This is a genomic window from Bacillus sp. B28, from assembly GCF_029536185.1.
GTDB lineage: Bacteria > Bacillota > Bacilli > Bacillales > Bacillaceae > Bacillus > Bacillus halotolerans.
Map to the genome: position 1 here is coordinate 370,856 of NZ_CP120511.1, position 18,303 is coordinate 389,158.

The 18,303-nt window shown below is 46.3% G+C and carries 9 protein-coding genes; 4 read left to right on the top strand and 5 right to left on the bottom strand.

Annotated elements, in window-relative coordinates; genetic code table 11:
- Nucleotides 1-16 precede the first annotated feature (16 nt).
- Nucleotides 17-745 (top strand): AAA family ATPase, encoded by a 729-nt coding sequence (locus P3L57_RS01985; RefSeq protein ID WP_069487486.1) that lies wholly within the window; start codon nt 17-19, stop codon nt 743-745.
- A 72-nt stretch (nt 746-817) separates the two neighbouring features.
- Nucleotides 818-2,251, top strand: a complete 1,434-nt coding sequence (locus tag P3L57_RS01990) for a glycoside hydrolase family 1 protein (RefSeq protein WP_059291981.1) — start codon at nt 818-820, stop codon at nt 2,249-2,251.
- Between the two features lie 35 nt (nt 2,252-2,286).
- On the opposite strand, the gene P3L57_RS01995 is transcribed toward P3L57_RS01990, so the two are convergent.
- From P3L57_RS01995 to hxlA, 5 genes are all read right to left on the bottom strand, one after another.
- Nucleotides 2,287-2,685 (bottom strand): competence protein ComJ, encoded by a 399-nt coding sequence (locus tag P3L57_RS01995; RefSeq protein WP_024120177.1) that lies wholly within the window; start codon nt 2,683-2,685, stop codon nt 2,287-2,289.
- A 26-nt stretch (nt 2,686-2,711) separates the two neighbouring features.
- Nucleotides 2,712-3,149, bottom strand: a complete 438-nt coding sequence (gene nucA, locus P3L57_RS02000) for a DNA-entry nuclease (RefSeq protein ID WP_069487487.1) — start codon at nt 3,147-3,149, stop codon at nt 2,712-2,714.
- A 185-nt stretch (nt 3,150-3,334) separates the two neighbouring features.
- A complete protein-coding gene (tlpC, locus tag P3L57_RS02005) occupies nt 3,335-5,059 on the bottom strand; it encodes a methyl-accepting chemotaxis protein TlpC (RefSeq protein WP_069487488.1) in 1,725 nt (574 codons plus the stop codon).
- A gap of 108 nt (nt 5,060-5,167) precedes the next feature.
- A complete protein-coding gene (gene hxlB, locus P3L57_RS02010; RefSeq protein ID WP_044161924.1) occupies nt 5,168-5,725 on the bottom strand; it encodes a 6-phospho-3-hexuloisomerase in 558 nt (185 codons plus the stop codon).
- Nucleotides 5,726-5,730: 5 nt separating this feature from the next.
- The gene (hxlA, locus tag P3L57_RS02015) at nt 5,731-6,363 is read right to left on the bottom strand and encodes a 3-hexulose-6-phosphate synthase (RefSeq protein ID WP_003224929.1); all 633 of its coding nucleotides are present in this window, start codon (nt 6,361-6,363) and stop codon (nt 5,731-5,733) included.
- Between the two features lie 231 nt (nt 6,364-6,594).
- Here hxlA and hxlR point away from each other — a divergent pair, with 231 nt between their 5' ends.
- Together hxlR and srfAA are read left to right on the top strand one after the other, a co-directional pair.
- Nucleotides 6,595-6,957 carry a transcriptional activator HxlR gene (gene hxlR, locus P3L57_RS02020; RefSeq protein WP_044161922.1) on the top strand — a complete coding sequence of 121 codons (363 nt, stop codon included), beginning with the start codon at nt 6,595-6,597 and terminating at the stop codon, nt 6,955-6,957.
- A gap of 577 nt (nt 6,958-7,534) precedes the next feature.
- Entirely contained in the window at nt 7,535-18,298 is a 10,764-nt protein-coding gene (srfAA, locus tag P3L57_RS02025) for a surfactin non-ribosomal peptide synthetase SrfAA (protein ID WP_277617493.1), read from the top strand.
- The last annotated feature ends 5 nt before the right edge of the window (nt 18,299-18,303 follow it).

Consider the following 18,303-nt stretch of genomic DNA (forward strand, 5'->3'; position numbering starts at 1 on the left):
CACGAGAGGAGAAGCTATGTTTTTAAAAAGAGTAACACTCCTAAGAGATAAGATCCCGTCCTTTAACAGATACCCATTCACTATCCCTGCTGTAAGTCAATTACACGACATTTCATTTACCAGAGAAGTGACTTTTTTTGTCGGTGAAAATGGCTCGGGGAAATCAACGTTGCTTGAAGCAATTGCTGATAAGTGTGAATTTAATACAGCGGGCGGCAGCCGTAATAATATCTATGAATTGCAGGAGTCAGACTCTCATTTGGGAGATTACATACGGTTATCATGGCTTCCGAAGATCACAAATGGTTTTTTCTTAAGAGCAGAATCGTTTTATCAGCTTTCTCTTCATCTTGATGAAGTGGAACGAGATGCTCCGCAGCCATATCTCTCCTATGGCGGAAGGCCGCTGCACAAGCAATCGCATGGTGAGTCTTTTATGTCGCTGTTTCAACATCGTTTTAAAGGAAAAGCCATTTATCTTTTAGATGAGCCTGAAGCTGCTCTTTCTCCCTCACGGCAGTTAGCTTTTTTGAGAGTTATACACGATTTAGTGAAAGGCGGAAATGTACAGTTCATCATTGCCACTCACTCTCCAATTTTGCTGGGGTATCCGAATGCTGACATTTTCAGCTTTGACGGGGGCAGTATTCATCATACAGAATACGAAAGCACTGAACACGTCCAGTTAACCAGATATTTTCTTGAACAAAGAGAGAAAATATTAGCTGAGCTGTTCCGGGATTAACATCGTGTTGCTATGAAACGCGTTTCATAGCCTATGATAGGCTTATCAAATATTTCAGGAGTGATTAACACAATGATCCATCAACATCCAGAATCTTTTCCGAAACATTTTTTATGGGGCTCGGCTTCAGCAGCTTACCAGGTTGAAGGAGCTTGGAACGAAGATGGCAAAGGCCCTTCTGTATGGGACGTGTTTACGAAAATCCCCGGCAAAACGTTTAAGGGCACCAATGGTGATGTTGCAGTTGACCATTATCACCGTTATAAGGAAGATGTCGCTCTGATGGCTGAGATGGGGCTGAAGGCATATCGATTCTCTGTCAGCTGGCCGCGTATTTTTCCAAAAGGAAAAGGAGAAATCAATAAAGCCGGTCTGGCATTTTACGATAACCTGATTGATGAATTGCTTTCTCATAACATAGAACCGGTTTTGACTTTATATCACTGGGATTTGCCTCAGGCGCTTATGGACGAGTATGGCGGATTTGAGTCGAGAAACATCATAGAGGATTTTAATCATTACTGCATTACTCTTTATAAACGCTTTGGGCAGAAAGTGAAATATTGGGTAACGTTAAATGAACAAAACTACAATTTTAATCACGGTTTTCTAACAGCTATGCATCCGCCTGGCGTGAAGGATAGAAAACGATTTTACGAAGCAAATCATATTGCGTTTCTGACAAATGCGAAAGCCATTGAGTCCTTCAGAAAATATGTGCCCGAAGGCAAAATAGGACCAAGCTTTGCTTATTCTCCCGCATACCCTTTAACCAGTCATCCAGAGGACATTACGGCATTTGAAAATGCTGAAGAATTTATGAATAATTGGTGGCTGGATATGTACTGCTGGGGAACCTACCCGCAAATTCCTTTCCGCTATTTAGAAAAACAGGGATGGGCGCCGACAGTCGAACCGGGTGATATGGAGCTGCTTGCCAAAGGGAAGCCGGATTTTGTAGGTGTCAACTATTATCAAACGATTACTTACGAACGAAATCCGCTCGACGGTGTTTCAGAAGGGAAAATGAATACGACGGGACAAAAAGGGACCAATCAGGAAACAGGGATGCCGGGACTATTTAAAACTAAGAAAAACCCGAACCTAACAACGAGCAATTGGGATTGGACGATTGATCCGGTAGGATTGCGTATCGGGCTTCGCCGTATTACGACACGTTATCAGCTTCCTGTGTTTATTACAGAAAACGGTTTAGGAGAATTCGATAAAGTTGAAGACGGCACTATACATGATGATTATAGAATTGATTATTTGCAATCGCATCTTGAGCAATGCAGACAGGCCATTAGTGATGGAGTCGATTTGATTGGATATTGCAGCTGGTCCTTTACTGATCTGTTAAGCTGGCTGAACGGTTATCAAAAAAGATACGGCTTTGTTTATGTGAATCGTGACGAAGAGAATGAACATGACTTAAAACGATTGAAGAAAAAAAGCTTTTATTGGTATCAGGATGTCATTAAGACAAATGGAGAAAATGTATAAAGAGTCCCTGAGAGTATTCCTCTCAGGGCTTTTCATTAGACGGAAACAGCATCAATGATATAAGTGTCAGCGTGCAGATCTGACAGCTCAGCTGGTACAGTGTAGCATGTGAATTGATAGTCTCCTTTAGGAAGGTCAAAGGACAGCCTCTTGGACATGATGCTTTCAATTTCAATTCCGTCTGTTGTGACGTGAAAAGGAACAGTCACTTTTTTTTCATAGGATGCAACTGTTTCTGAACTGTTAAGGCGCAAAAGAATATATACCTTTGAATTCCGCTGTGCCTCAAACGAAATGGCTTCGTCCGCTTCCGCATAACCTTTTTCAATTGCTTCATCTGTCCAATCGATGACTGGCGGTGCGGAACCCTTTTGAAATACAGTAAATTGATGATATGAAATCGTCAGTTCTTGCGGCTTCCATGATTTGATCAATGTGCTGTTCCTCCTCTTTTAACTGTTTACTGAATCGTAAATAAAACCTTTGTGCCGTCAGGGTAATCGGTCAGCTGATGCCCGACCCAGGAGCCTGCGCCGCGATTGTCAGCGGGAGAAATATATTCTACAGAAGCCCCTTCACCGCCTTCTTTGCACATGGCCATTGGCCATTCATCTCGGTCATACCCTGTTTTGGAAGGTACGTCTTTTAATGATTGTTCGCGGCGTTCCTCAGCTCCGTCTCTGTCTATGGTGCACACATCTGAATGCCCCTCACGTATTGCGTCCTTGATATGATTTGCTGTCTCAGGATAACGCTCAGAAGGGAAGGCCAGTGTTTCGTCATATTCTTCTGTTTGAGACGTTTTTTGATCGTCTGAGAAAAAGTCTCCCTTAATCAGGCCAACAGCTGCAGCTGCTATGACGACTATTACGAGAAGTAAAGTTTTTATAATGTCCATTCGTGATGATCACCTCCCGCGTCAGCAACTTTAAAACTGCTCCAAGAGTAATGCAGAAAGGGCTGGGTGTAAAGATTTAAATTTTTTGTTTTGTCTTAGGTTTACTGCAGAAATCGTAATTTTAGCAGATCGAAATATTCATTTTTAAAAAAATAATGTTATCAAATTGAAATATTGTTACTAGATTATAGGCTGTTTTCAGGTTGATCAATCATTTTAAATTGGCTTATGATACTCGTAAGCTCTTCAGCCAATTGAGATAACGTTTCTGAGGCTGCAGTAATCTCTTCCATTGCGGCAAATTGCTCTTCTGTTAAAGCGGCCGCCTGCCGGGTACTCTCTGTTGATTCTTTAATGTCTGTTGTATTGGCGGCAAAGGATTCATTTATTTTTTGCGTACTTGCTGAAATGTTGGTAACAGATGCTGATAAATCGCTGATTTCCGCAGTGATTTCATCTGTTGCTGCTGCAATTTCTTTAAATGCGTCTCTGGTGCGGTGAATCATGTTTACACCTTCAGCAGCTTCTGTTTTCACATGTTCAACAGACTGCGCAGATTCAGTCATATCATTTTTTATCTCAGCGATTAATGTGGAAATCTGTCCGACAGACCGTTGAGATTCCTCTGCTAATTTGCGAACTTCATCAGCAACAGCGGCAAAGCCTTTACCGTGTTCTCCGGCTCGGGCAGCTTCAATTGCTGCATTAAGAGCAAGCAGGTTTGTCTGATCGGCAATTTGGGTGATAACGGATAAAATTTGTTCAATTTGTTTAGAACGGCCGTCCAGCTGCTGAATGATCTCTCCGCTTTTTTCAATCGAATGGTGAATGGTATCCATTTGTGCCTGAACATTTGAAATTTCATTTTGGCCAATGTCTGCTTTTGATTGCGCAAGCTGCCCTTTCTCAGCAATGGCAGCAGTATTTGAAGAAATATGCCATATGTCAGCTGTTGTTTGCTCCAGTGATTTTTCACTGTTTTCGATTCGTGTGATTTGATGCTTGGCACCGTTTGCAATTTGCTGAACAGCTTCTGTGATCTTTTCGGAGGCTTGATTGGTTTCTTCTGCTCCGGCTGAAAGCTGCTGAGAGGCTGATGCAAGCTGAAGGGCGGATTGCTGTACCGTTTGGATTGTCTGATTCAGCTTCATTCTCATCTTATTATAGTAGACACTCAGTTCTGCTAACTCATCAGCGGACTTGTCTGAAACTTCTATTGTCATATCTCCGTTTCCGGCGCTTTCAAAGGCGTATTTTAATACGTTCAGCCTCCGGTTGACTCTTTTGGTGAAAAGCAAAACAAGGATGACAGATATCATAATAACTACAGCAAGAACGATAGCGAATTGAGTGAACAGCGATTGGGTAAGCGATGCTAAAATGCTTTGATTGGCTCCTGTATACAGCATACCGATAATGTTGCCTTCCTTATCTTTTAAGGGCATATATGCTGTTTGATAAGAGGAGCCTGCCACATCTGCTTGTCCGTAGAATTGCTTCCCGTTTTTTAAAACAGCGTCAGTGACCTCAGCAGAAGCTTGAGTGCCGACAGCTCTTTCGCCGTCTTTCATTACGTTGGTTGCGACCCGAGTATCTCCTTGGAAAATCGTTACGGTGTCACCTGTTTTTTTGCCAAGCAGATCAACAATTTCTTCATTTCCGTTTATTTGTGTCTCGCCTTTATACAGCTTATCGTTTTTTAACTCCCAGTTCCCTAAAATCACGTCGTCAATATACGTGCTGCTTAAAGCAAGATCGCCTTTCGCTTTTTCAGTGGCCATTTTTTTCATGCTGCTTGTAATGTCCTTAAGCATCACGGCGCCGACTGATAGAGAAAACAATAGAATAACCGCGAAGACCAAGCCGAGTATTTTAGTTCCAAGCTTTAGCTTAATTTGTTTTTTCAACATAATTCCTCCCTTTGTTTGTAGGTCATATTACTTATCGAGTTTTTGGGTTTAAAGTTTTATTTTAGGGGATATTAAAACCGGCCTGATCTCCAGGCCGGCTGTGTGACGCTATTCAAGGTTTGCGTGGTAAGTGAACATGGTTTCAGAATCGAGTCCTTTTTTCTCCATGAGTTTTAAAATTATTGCATCATAGAAAAGCAGCAATGTTTGCTCAAATAATGAACCCATTGGTTGCATCGTTTTATAGCTTCCGTTTGACTGGTCTTTAGGAGAGCCAGGCATTTTGACGATGAGATCCGATTGTTTTCCGATGCTCGAATCCGGATTGATGGTTAAAGCGGCAACGATCCCGTGTAAGCTTTTTGCTTTTGCTGCTGTATGGATCAAGCTCTTTGTCTCGCCTGATCCTGAGCCGATAATGACGAGATCTCCTTCGCGGAGCGGCGGAGTGAGAATCTCACCGGCAATATGAGCGTTAAAGCCCATGTGCATCAATCTCATCGCGAAGGATTTTGCCATCAGGCCAGACCGCCCCGCGCCCGCAGTGAAAATTTGATTGGACGAAAGAATGTGATCGGCGAGCTGATCAGCTTCTTCATTAGAAATATAAGCCGCTGAACGGTGTAATTCATTGAGAATTTCCGTTACGTATTCAGTCGTTTTCATTTTATTTATCCTTGGGCAATAAGCTGTTTCATTTTTGAAGCTGTTTCTGCTTTATCGGCTGCGCTTGTAATTCCGCCCCCAACAATGACAAGGTCAGGGTTTTGTTTGATCACTTCTGGCAGTGTATCAAGTTTGATGCCTCCTGCAATTGCGGTTTTTGCGTTTTTTACGGTATTTTTGATGGTCGTTAATTCTTCGAAAGAGTTTTTGCCCTCTGCTTGAAGATCATAACCAGTGTGGACGCAGATGTAGTCAACACCGAGTGCGTCAATTTCTTTCGCACGGGATTCAATATCTTTCACGTTAATCATGTCCACTAAGATTTTCTTCTTCTGTTTTTTGGCTTCTTCTACTGCGCCTTTAATTGTTGCATCGTCTGTAGCCCCTAAAACGGTGATGATGTCAGCTCCAGCTTCCGACGCTTTCATAATTTCGTATCCGCCGGCATCCATGATTTTCAGATCTGCCAGGACCTTCAATTGCGGAAATGTTTCTTTTATTTCTTTAACGGCTCTAAGGCCTTCATTAATGACAACCGGTGTTCCGATCTCAACCACGTCGATGTATTGTTCCACTTCTTTGACAAGCTCGATGGCTTCCGGGATATTTACCAGGTCTAATGCCAGCTGTAATTCCATTGTTGATCCACTCCCTTATTCGAATTATTTTTCATTCTATAGGTTCCCTCTTTAGCTGAGAAGTAGGCACTTTGAAGTCAACTAGTTACTTGGAGGATACTGTGAGAAGAGGCAATCAGATTTCTTTCGCTTGGTTTTATGAGTGAGTATAATGAAAAAGAGTCTGCCAAAAAGTAAGTAAGTGATGATACGTATCTAACATACAAAAAGTATACTAAGGGGGGATTTCTTTTGAGCCGGATGGACGACAAACGGTTTAATTGTGAGAAGGAATTAACGCTTGCGGTGATCGGCGGCAAATGGAAAATGCTCATTTTGTGGCATTTAGGAAAAGAAGGCACAAAACGTTTTAATGAATTGAAAGCTTTGATTCCTGATATTACGCAGAAGATCCTCGTGAATCAGCTGAGAGAGCTTGAGCAGGATATGATTGTTCACCGGGAAGTGTATCCGGTTGTCCCGCCGAAGGTTGAATATTCCTTGACCCCGCAAGGAGAAAGCCTGATGCCTATTCTTGATGCCATGCATGAGTGGGGGAAAGGCTATATGGAATTGATTGATATCGACAAAAATGTCATGAAGGAATCGTTGTAAGGCGCTCTTGGCTAAGGGTGTCTTTTTTTTTGCCTGTTTTTCGGTTTTTGCGCGGTAAACATATGGGATGTAAAGATTGTAAATGGCTTTCAACAATAAATGGGAAATAGGGTGAGAGTGTTTTTTAAACATTTTTATTTTTCTGTAAATAATGTTTAGTGGAAATTATTGCGGTATCCCGCAAAAATATCCCAGTGAATAAACTGGAATCTTTTCGGTATCCCGCATGAAACTTTTCACCCATTTTTCGGTGATAAAAACATTTTTTTCATTTAAAGTGAACGTTAGAAAGGTTAAAAATATTGAAAACAATGAAGAAATAGGCAAAAATGTTTCACTTTAGGGCAAGAGGGCTTGCGGTCTTTATCTGCCTGTGCCTGACACCGCAATCAATGCATACGGCTGGCGTTTTTTAGGTCGCTTTGTGTTTTTTGTTTGGATGCAACGCTTTTGAGAAGTAGTACTTTCGGCTTTTTGAGCGGTTAGTTCATTGGATTCAAAAGCTGTCAAAGGATACGAAAGAGAAATAATCCTGCACATGTTACAGATTATTGAAGATTAGGGGAGGTAAGATAATATGGAAATAACTTTTTATCCTTTAACGGATGCTCAAAAACGAATTTGGTATACAGAAAAATTTTATCCTCAAACGAGTATTTCAAATCTTGCGGGGATTGGTAAGCTGGTTTCAACTGAAGAAATTGACTGGAAGCTTGTGGAGCAAGCGATTCAAGAGTTTGTCCGCAGAAATGACGCAATGCGTCTTCGTTTGCGTCTCGATGAAAATGGAGAGCCCGTTCAATATATAAGCGAGTATCGGCCTGTTGATATAAAACATACTGACACCACCGGAGATCCGAATGCGATAGAATCTGTTTCACAATGGGGCCGGGAGGAAACGAAAAAACCTCTGCCTCTGTACGATTGTGATTTATTCCGATTTTCCCTGTTTACCATCAAAGAAAATGAAGTATGGTTTTACGTAAATGTTCATCATGTGATTTCTGACGGGATCTCCATGAACATCCTCGGAAACGCCATTATGCACATTTACTTGGAATTAGCAGGCGGCTCAGAAACAAAAAAAGGAATCTCGCATTCATTTATCGATCATGTTTTGTCTGAACAGGACTATGCTCAATCGAAGCGGTTTGAAAAAGATAAAGCGTTCTGGAACAAGCAATTTGAAACGGTGCCTGAACTCGTTTCCCTGAAACGGAATGCTCCTGCAGGCGGAAGTTTAGATGCTGAGAGATTCTCTCAAGATGTGCCTGAGGCGCTGCATCAGCAAATTTTATCCTTTTGTGAGGAGCATAAGGTCAGCGTTTTATCGGTGTTTCAATCGGTGCTTGCCGCCTACTTGTACAGAGTCAGCGGGCAGAATGATGTGGTAACTGGTACATTTATGGGCAACCGGACAAATGCGAAAGAAAAGCAGATGCTCGGCATGTTTGTTTCTACGGTTCCGCTTCGGGCAAACATTGACGGCGGACAGGCGTTTTTTGATTTTGTTAAAGACCGGATGAAGGATTTAATGAAAACTCTTCGCCATCAAAAGTACCCGTATAATCTTCTCATCAATGATCTTCGTGAAACAAAAAGCTCTGTGACAAAGCTGTTTACCGTTTCTCTTGAATATCAGGTGATGCAGTGGCAGAAAGAAGAAAATCTTTCCTTTTTGACTGAGCCCATTTTCAGCGGAAGCGGATTAAATGATGTTTCGATTCATGTGAAGGATCGCTGGGATACTGGGAAACTTACAATTGACTTTGACTACCGTACTGATTTAATGACGCGTGAAGAAATCGAAATTGTTTGTGAACGCATGATGACATTGCTTGAGAACGCACTTACGCACCCGAATCATACGATTGATGAATTGACACTGATTTCTGAGGCGGAAAAAGAGCGGCTGCTATTGCGGGCCGGGGGTGAACCGGTCAATTACCGCAAGAACATGACGATTCCGGCGCTGTTTCAAGAAAAGGCTGAATCGCTTGCTGATCAGCCTGCGGTTGTGTTTGAAAATCGAGCATTGTCCTATCAAACGTTACATGAACAATCATCACGCATTGCCAGTGTGCTGAAAGAGAAGGGTGTCCGTGCAGACAGCCCGGTTGCCGTTTTGCTCGAACGTTCTGAACGAATGATCACGGCCATTATGGGGATTTTAAAAGCCGGCGGAGCCTATGTGCCGATTGACCCCGAGTTTCCGGCAGAGCGCATCCAATTTATTTTGGAGGACTGCGGTGCGGATTTCGTCTTGACTGAATCGAAGGTTGCGTCTCCAGGTGCATCTGCTGAGCTTATTGACTTTGATCAGGCGATTGCAGGCGGTACAGATGCTATTTCGGATGTCAATGTGAATGCCGATCATCTTGCTTACATTATTTATACGTCGGGGACAACCGGACGTCCAAAAGGAGTGATGATCGAGCATCGCCAGGTTCATCATTTGGTTGAATCTCTGCAGCAGACCGTTTATCAGAGTGAGAGCCAAACCCTGCGGATGGCATTGCTTGCGCCGTTCCACTTTGATGCGTCAGTGAAACAGATTTTCGCGTCGCTTCTTTTGGGACAGACCCTTTATATTGTACCGAAGAACACGGTGACGAATGGCGCTGCTCTTGCTGAGTATTACCGCAGACACGGGATTGAGGCGACGGACGGAACACCGGCCCATCTGCAAATGCTGATTGCTGCGGGAGATTTGACTGGTCTTAAGCTCAAACACCTGCTGATTGGCGGGGAAGGTCTTTCTTCCGTTGTGGCGGACAAGCTTCTGACATTGTTTAAAGAAGCGGGTGCCGTTCCTCGTTTGACCAATGTGTACGGGCCGACTGAAACGTGTGTGGATGCTTCCGTTCATCCGGTCCACCCGGACAGTTCAGTTCAATCAGCGTATGTGCCAATCGGTAAGGCACTTGGGAATAACCGCTTGTATATTTTGGATACAAAAGGCCGTCTGCAGCCGGAAGGCGTGGCGGGCGAGCTGTATATCGCGGGTGACGGTGTAGGAAGAGGTTACTTAAACCTTCCGGAATTGACAGCTGAGAAATTTTCACAAGACCCGTTTGTGCCCGGTGACAGCATGTATCGTACCGGAGATGTGGTGCGCTGGCTTCCAGATGGAACGATCGAATACTTAGGAAGAGAAGATGATCAGGTCAAAGTTCGCGGATACCGCATTGAGCTTGGAGAAGTTGAAGCCGTGCTTCAGCAGGCGCCTGATGTTGCCAAAGCTGTCGTCTTGGCGAGGCCTGACGACCAAGGGAATCTTGAGGTTTGTGCGTATGTTGTGCAAAAGGAGGGAAGCGAATTTGCTCCAGCACGTTTGCGGGAACACGCGGCAAAACAGCTTCCTGACTATATGGTGCCGGCTTACATCACAGAAATCACAGAAATCCCGCTCACACCAAGCGGTAAAGTTGACCGCCGCAAGCTGTTTGCGCTTGAGGTAAAAGCGGTCAGCGGAACAGCTTATACCGCACCTCGAAACGAAATGGAAAAAGCAATCGCTGAGATTTGGCAGGATGTGCTGAACGTTGAGAAAGCCGGAGTCTTTGACAATTTCTTTGAAACGGGCGGTCATTCATTGAAGGCCATGACGCTTTTAACAAAGATTCATAAGGAGACAGGCGCAGACATCCCGCTGCAATATGTGTTTGAGCATCCGACCATTGCCGCTCTTGCTGAGGCGGCCGAGCGTGAAGCAGGCAGGACGTTTGCGGCAATTGAGCCAGCTGAAAAACAGAAACATTACCCGCTTTCTTTGGCGCAGCAGCGGACGTATATTGTCAGCCAATTCGAAGATGCGGGAGTCGGATATAACATGCCGGCGGCAGCTATTTTAGAGGGGCCTTTAGACATTCAAAAACTGGAACGCGCATTTGACGGGTTAATCAGCCGCCACGAGTCACTGAGGACGTCATTTGTGCTTGAAGGCAGTACGCCGAGACAGAAAATTCATGACAGTGTTCAGTTCAACGTCGAGATGATTGAAAGAAGCGGCCGCTCAAATGAGGAGGTTATGACTTCTTTTGTCCGCCGGTTTGACTTATCGAAAGCGCCGCTGTTGAGAATCGGATTGATGGAGCTTGAAGAAAACCGTCATATGCTTCTGTTTGATATGCACCATTTGATTTCTGACGGTGTTTCCATCGGCATTATTTTGGAGGAACTGGCACAGATTTACCGCGGTGAACAGCTTCCTGAGCTCCGTCTTCAGTATAAAGATTACGCCGTCTGGCAAAGCGCGCAGGCTGCTGAAGGATACCAGGAGGATCAGGCGTATTGGAAGGAAGCCTTTGCGGGCGAGCTTCCAGTGCTTCAGCTTCTATCCGATTATCCGAGACCGCCTGTCCAAAGCTTTGAAGGAGACCGGGTTTCCATCAAGCTGGATGCGGAGTTAAAGAATCGCCTGTATCGTTTAGCTGAAAAAAATGGCGCCACACTTTATATGGTTATGCTGTCAGCCTACTATACGCTCCTGTCTAAATATACGGGGCAGGATGACATCATTGTCGGCACCCCGTCAGCGGGCAGACATCATTCTGACACAGAGGGCATTGTCGGCATGTTCGTCAATACGCTCGCGATTCGCAGCGAAGTGAAGCAGGATGAGACCTTTAACAGCCTGCTCACACGTGTGCGCCAGCAGGTTCTGGATGCTTTTTCTCATCAGGATTATCCATTTGAATGGCTCGTTGAAGACCTGAACATACCGCGTGATATCAGCAGGCATCCATTGTTTGACACGATGTTCAGTCTCCAAAACGCAACGGCGGGCATTCCGGCTGTCGGTGATTTGACATTGTCGATTCATGAGACCAATTTCAACATTGCCAAATTTGATGTAACGGTTCAGGCAAGAGAAACGGACCAAGGCATTGATCTTGATTTAGACTACAGCACAAAACTGTTTAAACGAAGCACGGCAGACAGGCTGCTCACGCATTTTGCGCGGTTGCTTGAAGATGTAGCGGCTGAGCCTGAGAAACCAATTTCTGAATACAATCTTCTTTCTGAACAGGAAGCCGTTTCACAAATTCAGCAGTTTAACCCGGAAAGAACGCCTTATCCGAAAGACAAAACGATTGTTCAGCTGTTTGAGGAGCAGGCTGCCAAAACGCCGGATCGTCCGGCACTTCAATATGAAGGGCAATCGCTCACATATCGTGAGCTGAATGAACGGGCCAACCGTTTAGCGCGCGGCATTCTTTCAATGGGAGCAGGCGAAAGCAGGACAGCGGCCGTCCTATGTGAACGGTCAATGGACATGATTGTGTCAATCCTGGCGGTATTAAAATCCGGTTCGGCTTATGTACCGATTGATCCGGAACACCCGATTCAGCGGATGCAGCATTTCTTCCAAGACAGCGGAGCGAAAGTGCTTCTCACCCAGAAGAAATTAAAGGCGTTAGCGGAAAAAGCGGAATTCGAAGGCGTCATCGTGCTCGCTGATGAGGACGATAGCTATCACGACGATGCGCAAAACCTCGCTCTGCCGTTTGATTCGGCGGCTATGGCCAACCTGACGTATACATCCGGAACGACAGGAACGCCAAAGGGGAATATCGTGACACATGCCAATATTCTGCGCACGGTTAAGCAGACGAATTATCTCAGCATTACGGAACAGGATACGATACTCGGACTCTCAAACTATGTATTTGACGCATTTATGTTTGATGTGTTCGGTTCTCTTTTAAACGGCGCGAAGCTTGTCATCGTTCCGAAAGAAACAGTTCTGGACATGGCTCGTCTTTCTCGCGTCATTGATCGGGAGAACATCAGCATTCTCATGATCACGACAGCTCTGTTCCACCTTCTTGTGGACTTGAATCCGACATGCTTGTCGACTTTGCGCAAGATTATGTTCGGAGGAGAACGGGCTTCTGTAGATCATGTGAAAAAAGCGCTGCAGACCGTTGGAAAAGGCAAGCTGCTTCACATGTACGGCCCATCTGAAAGCACGGTTTTCGCGACGTATCATCCGGTTGATGAATTAGATGAGCACACGATGTCCGTTCCGATTGGAAAACCGGTCAGCAATACGGAAGTATACATTCTTGACCGCGCGGGACATGTTCAGCCTGCCGGCATCGCCGGAGAACTGTGTGTCAGCGGGGAAGGACTCGTGACAGGCTATTACAACCGACCTGAACTGACTGAGGAGAAATTTGTGCCGCATCCGTTTAAAAAAGGCGAACGCATGTATAAAACAGGTGACTTGGCAAGATGGCTGCCGAATGGCGATATCGAATTTATCGGACGGATCGACCACCAGGTGAAAATCCGAGGACAGCGCATTGAGCTCGGAGAAATTGAGCACCAGCTGCAAAGCCACGATCGTGTGCAGGAGAGCGTTGTGCTTGCCGTCGATCAAGGTGCGGGAGACAAACTGCTTTGTGCGTACTTTGTCGGACAGGGTGAAATTACAGCGCAAGAGCTGAGAGAGGATACGGCAAAGGATCTGCCGGCTTACATGATTCCTGCGGTATTTATCCAAATGGATGAGCTGCCTCTGACCGGAAACGGAAAAATCGACCGTCGGGCGCTTCCGCTTCCTGACGCCAACATCTCAAATGGTGTTTCATATGTTGCGCCGCGCAATGAAATAGAACAAAAAGTCGCAGACATTTGGGCACAGGTGCTTCAGGTTGAACAGATCGGCATCTATGACCAATTCTTTGATATCGGAGGACACTCGTTAGCGGGGATGAAGATGCTTGCCTTGATTCATCAGGAACTGGGCGCCGAACTTTCTCTGAAGGATCTTTTCCAATCACCGACCGTTGAAAGCTTAGCGCAGGCTATTGCCGCCGCTGAAAAAGGAACAGCGATCAGCATCAGACCGGCAAAGAAACAAGAGACTTATCCTGTTTCTTCTCCGCAAAAACGGATGTACGTGCTTCAGCAGCTTGAAGGAGCGGACACAAGCTACAACATGCCATCGGTTCTGCGCCTGAATGGTCATTTGGATGTTGAAAGGCTCAAATGCGTAATGAATCAGTTAATGGAGCGCCATGAAGCCTTCAGAACAACCTTTGAAATAAAAGACGGAGAAACGGTGCAGCGAATCTGGGATGAAGCAGCGTTTGATATGGCATATTTTGAAGCTCCAGAAGAAGAGACCGAGCGGATCGTTTCTGAGTTTATCCGTCCGTTCACACTTGACCGGCTGCCGCTGTTCAGAATGGGACTGATCAAGCTTTCAGAAACTGAGCATCTGCTGCTGTTTGATATGCACCATATTATTTCTGACGGAGCGTCTGTCGGCGTGCTGATTGATGAACTCTCGAAGCTGTACGACGGAGAAAGCCTTGAGCCGCTTCATATTCAATATAAGGATTATGCCGTGTGGCAGCAGCAGTTTATTCAGTCCGAGCTTTACCGGAAGCAAGAGGAGCATTGGCTGAAGGAGCTTGAAGGAGAGCTGCCGGTGCTGACTCTTCCAACTGATTACAGCCGTCCTGCGGTTCAAACGTTTGAGGGAGACCGGATTGCATTTTCATTAGATGCAAGAAAAGCAGATGCTCTTCGCAGGCTCGCGAAGGAAACGGATTCCACCTTGTATATGGTTCTTTTGGCGTCTTACAGCGCGTTTTTATCAAAATTGAGCGGGCAAAACGATATCATTGTTGGCTCGCCGGTAGCCGGACGCTCTCAAGCAGACATCAGCCGCGTCATCGGCATGTTTGTCAATACGCTGGCGCTGCGCACGTATCCGAAGGGCGATAAGACGTTTGCGGATTATCTTGGCGAAGTGAAAGAAACAGCACTTAGCGCATTTGAAGCGCAGGATTACCCGCTTGAAGACCTGATCGGAAAAGTTCAGGTTCACCGTGACACAAGCAGAAACCCTTTATTTGACGCAGTATTTTCTATGCAAAATGCGAACATTAAAGATTTAACGATGAAAGGGGTCGAGCTTGAACCGCATCCGTTTGAGCGGAAAACGGCCAAGTTTGATATCACGCTGACAGCTGACGAAACCGGCGAAGGGCTCACATTTGTTCTTGAATACAATACGGCGCTGTTTACAACGGAAACGATTGAACGATGGAAGCAATACTGGATTCAGCTTTTAGGAGCAGTAACAGAAAATCCAAACCAGCCGCTTTCCAGCCTGTCACTCGTCAACGAAACAGAAAAACAAACACTTTTGGAGGCATGGAAAGGAAAAACACTGCCTGTGCCGACAGACCAAACGGTTCATCAGCTGTTTGAAGAAGCGGCTAAGCGCCACAAAGACCGCCCGGCTGTCACGTATAACGGGCAATCATGGACGTACGGCGAGCTGAATGCGAAGGCGAATCGTCTGGCGCGGATTCTGATTGACTGCGGCATCGGCGCGGATGAGCGCGTCGGCATTCTCACGAAGCCGTCGCTTGAAATGTCCGCCGCGGTGCTCGGTGTCCTGAAGGCAGGAGCGGCATTTGTGCCGATTGATCCTGACTATCCGGATCAGCGGATTGAATATATCCTACAGGACAGCGGCGCGAAACTTCTCTTGAAACAAGAAGGCATCTCAGTGCCGGACAGCTACACGGGCGAGGTCATTCTTCTTGACGGCAACCGCACAATCCTGAGTCTGCCGCTTGATGAAAACGACGAGGAAAATCCGCAGACCGGCACAACCTCGGATCACCTTGCTTATATGATTTACACGTCAGGAACGACCGGACAGCCGAAGGGTGTGATGATCGAGCACCATGCGCTTGTGAACCTGTGCTTCTGGCACCACGACGCATTTGGCATGACGGCGGAGGATCGCAGTGCGAAGTACGCGGGCTTCGGGTTCGACGCTTCCATTTGGGAGATGTTCCCGACCTGGACGATCGGCGCCGAGCTTCATGTCATTGATGAAGCGATCCGCCTTGATATCACCCGCCTGAATGACTATTTCGAAACGCACAACGTCACAGTCACCTTCCTGCCGACACAGCTGGCGGAACAGTTCATGGAGCTAGAGAACACATCACTCCGCGTATTGCTGACAGGCGGAGACAAACTGAAGCGTGCGGTTAAGCAGCCGTACACGATTGTCAACAACTACGGGCCGACCGAAAACACTGTCGTTGCGACGAGCACAGAAATCAATCCGGAGGAAGGTTCGCTTTCCATCGGTCGCGCGATCGCCAATACGAGAGTGTACATTCTCAGCGAAAGCCATCAGGTTCAGCCGGAAGGCGTAGCCGGAGAGCTTTGTGTGGCGGGGCGCGGACTGGCGCGCGGCTATCTGAACAGGGAAGACGAAACCGCGAAGCGGTTTGTCCCCGATCCGTTCGTGCCGGGTGAACGCATGTACAAAACAGGCGATTTGGTGAAATGGACGAACGGCGGCATTGAATACATCGGCCGGATCGACCAGCAGGTCAAGGTCCGCGGCTACCGAATCGAGCTGTCAGAAATTGAAGTGCAGCTGGCCCAGCTTTCTGAGGTGCAGGATGCGGCAGTGACAGCTGTAAAAGATAAAGGCGGCAATACAGCGATCGCGGCGTATGTCACACCGGAAACAGCTGACATAGAAGCGCTGAAGTCAGCGCTCAAGGAAACCCTGCCGGACTACATGATCCCGGCGTTCTGGGTGACATTAAACGAGCTTCCGGTTACCGCAAACGGCAAAGTAGACCGCAAAGCACTGCCGGAGCCGGATATCGAAGCAGGAAGCGGAGAATACAAAGCGCCGTCTACCGACATGGAAGAGCTGCTTGCCGGCATTTGGCAGGACGTGCTCGGTATTTCTGAAGTCGGTGTCAGCGACAATTTCTTCTCGCTCGGCGGAGATTCCATTAAAGGCATCCAGATGGCGAGCCGCTTGAACCAGCACGGCTGGAAGCTGGAAATGAAGGATCTCTTCCAGCACCCGACGATTGAAGAACTGACACAATATGTGGAGCGTGCCGAAGGCAAACAGGCAGACCAAGGCCCGGTGGAGGGCGAAGTTATCCTGACGCCGATCCAGCGCTGGTTCTTTGAAAAGAACTTCACAAACAAACACCACTGGAATCAGTCGGTCATGCTTCATTCTGCGAAGGGCTTTAATCCTGAACGGGTTGAAAAGACATTGCAGGCACTGATTGAGCATCATGACGCGCTTCGCATGGTCTACCGCGAGGAACAAGGGGAGATCGTTCAGTTTAATAAAGGGCTTGATGCTGTGTCTGTCCACTTGGAGATCGCCAAGCTGGAGGGGCAGGCTATAGATCATGAAGACCGCATAGAGAGAGAAGCGGAGCGTCTGCAAAGCAGCATCGATTTGAATGAAGGCGGCTTGTTAAAAGCAGGCTTGTTCCAGGCAGAAGACGGAGATCACTTGCTGCTTGTGATTCACCACTTAGTGGTTGACGGTATATCGTGGCGGATTTTACTGGAGGATTTCGCCGCGGTTTATACACAGCTGGAGCAAGGGAACGAGCCGGTTCTTCCGCAGAAAACCCATTCGTTTGCGGAGTATGCGGAGAGATTACAAGACTTCGCAAATTCTAAGGCCTTTTTGAAAGAAAAAGAGTATTGGAAACAGCTTGAAGAACAGACTGTCCCGATGAAGCTTCCGAAGGATCGCGAATCTAGTGATCAGCGAATGAAACATACAAAGACAATCGAATTTTCGCTGACTGCTGAAGAGACAGAACAGCTTACCACCAAGGTGCATGAGGCTTATCATACAGAAATGAATGATATTTTGCTGACGGCATTCGGATTGGCGATGAAGGAGTGGACAGGTCAGGAGCAAGTGAGTGTTCATTTAGAGGGGCATGGACGTGAAGATATCGTAGAAGACCTGACCATTTCCCGGACAGTCGGCTGGTTTACGAGTATGTTCCCGATGGTGCTGGATATGAAGCACGCGGATGATCTGGCTTATCAGCTGAAGCAAATGAAAGAAGACATCAGACATATCCCGAATAAGGGAGTGGGCTACGGCATTTTGCGCTATTTGACGGCGCCGGAGCATAAAGAAGATGTGGCGTTCTCCATTCAGCCGGATATCAGCTTTAACTATTTAGGACAGTTCGATGAAATGTCGGATGCAGGTTTATTCACGAGATCAGAGCTGCCGTCAGGACAGTCATTAAGCCCGGAAACGGAAAAACCGAACGCGCTTGATGTAGTCGGATATATTGAAAACGGAAAACTGACGATGTCACTGGCCTATCACTCTCTCGAATTTCATGAAAAAACGATACAGACATTCAGTGACAGCTTTAAGGACCATCTTCATAGAATCATTGAACATTGCCTATCTCAAGATGGCACGGAACTGACGCCGAGTGACCTTGGCGACGACGATTTGACGCTGGATGAGCTTGATAAATTAATGGAAATTTTTTAATAGAG

What these genes read in the sequence shown, in the direction of transcription:
- P3L57_RS01985 (WP_069487486.1), top strand. Translation starts at nt 17, where the DNA reads ATGTTTTTAAAAAGAGTAACACTCCTAAGAGATAAGATCCCGTCCTTT.
- P3L57_RS01990 (WP_059291981.1), top strand. Translation starts at nt 818, where the DNA reads ATGATCCATCAACATCCAGAATCTTTTCCGAAACATTTTTTATGGGGC.
- nucA (WP_069487487.1), bottom strand. Translation starts at nt 3,149, where the DNA reads ATGGACATTATAAAAACTTTACTTCTCGTAATAGTCGTCATAGCAGCT.
- tlpC (WP_069487488.1), bottom strand. Translation starts at nt 5,059, where the DNA reads ATGTTGAAAAAACAAATTAAGCTAAAGCTTGGAACTAAAATACTCGGC.
- hxlB (WP_044161924.1), bottom strand. Translation starts at nt 5,725, where the DNA reads ATGAAAACGACTGAATACGTAACGGAAATTCTCAATGAATTACACCGT.
- hxlA (WP_003224929.1), bottom strand. Translation starts at nt 6,363, where the DNA reads ATGGAATTACAGCTGGCATTAGACCTGGTAAATATCCCGGAAGCCATC.
- srfAA (WP_277617493.1), top strand. Translation starts at nt 7,535, where the DNA reads ATGGAAATAACTTTTTATCCTTTAACGGATGCTCAAAAACGAATTTGG.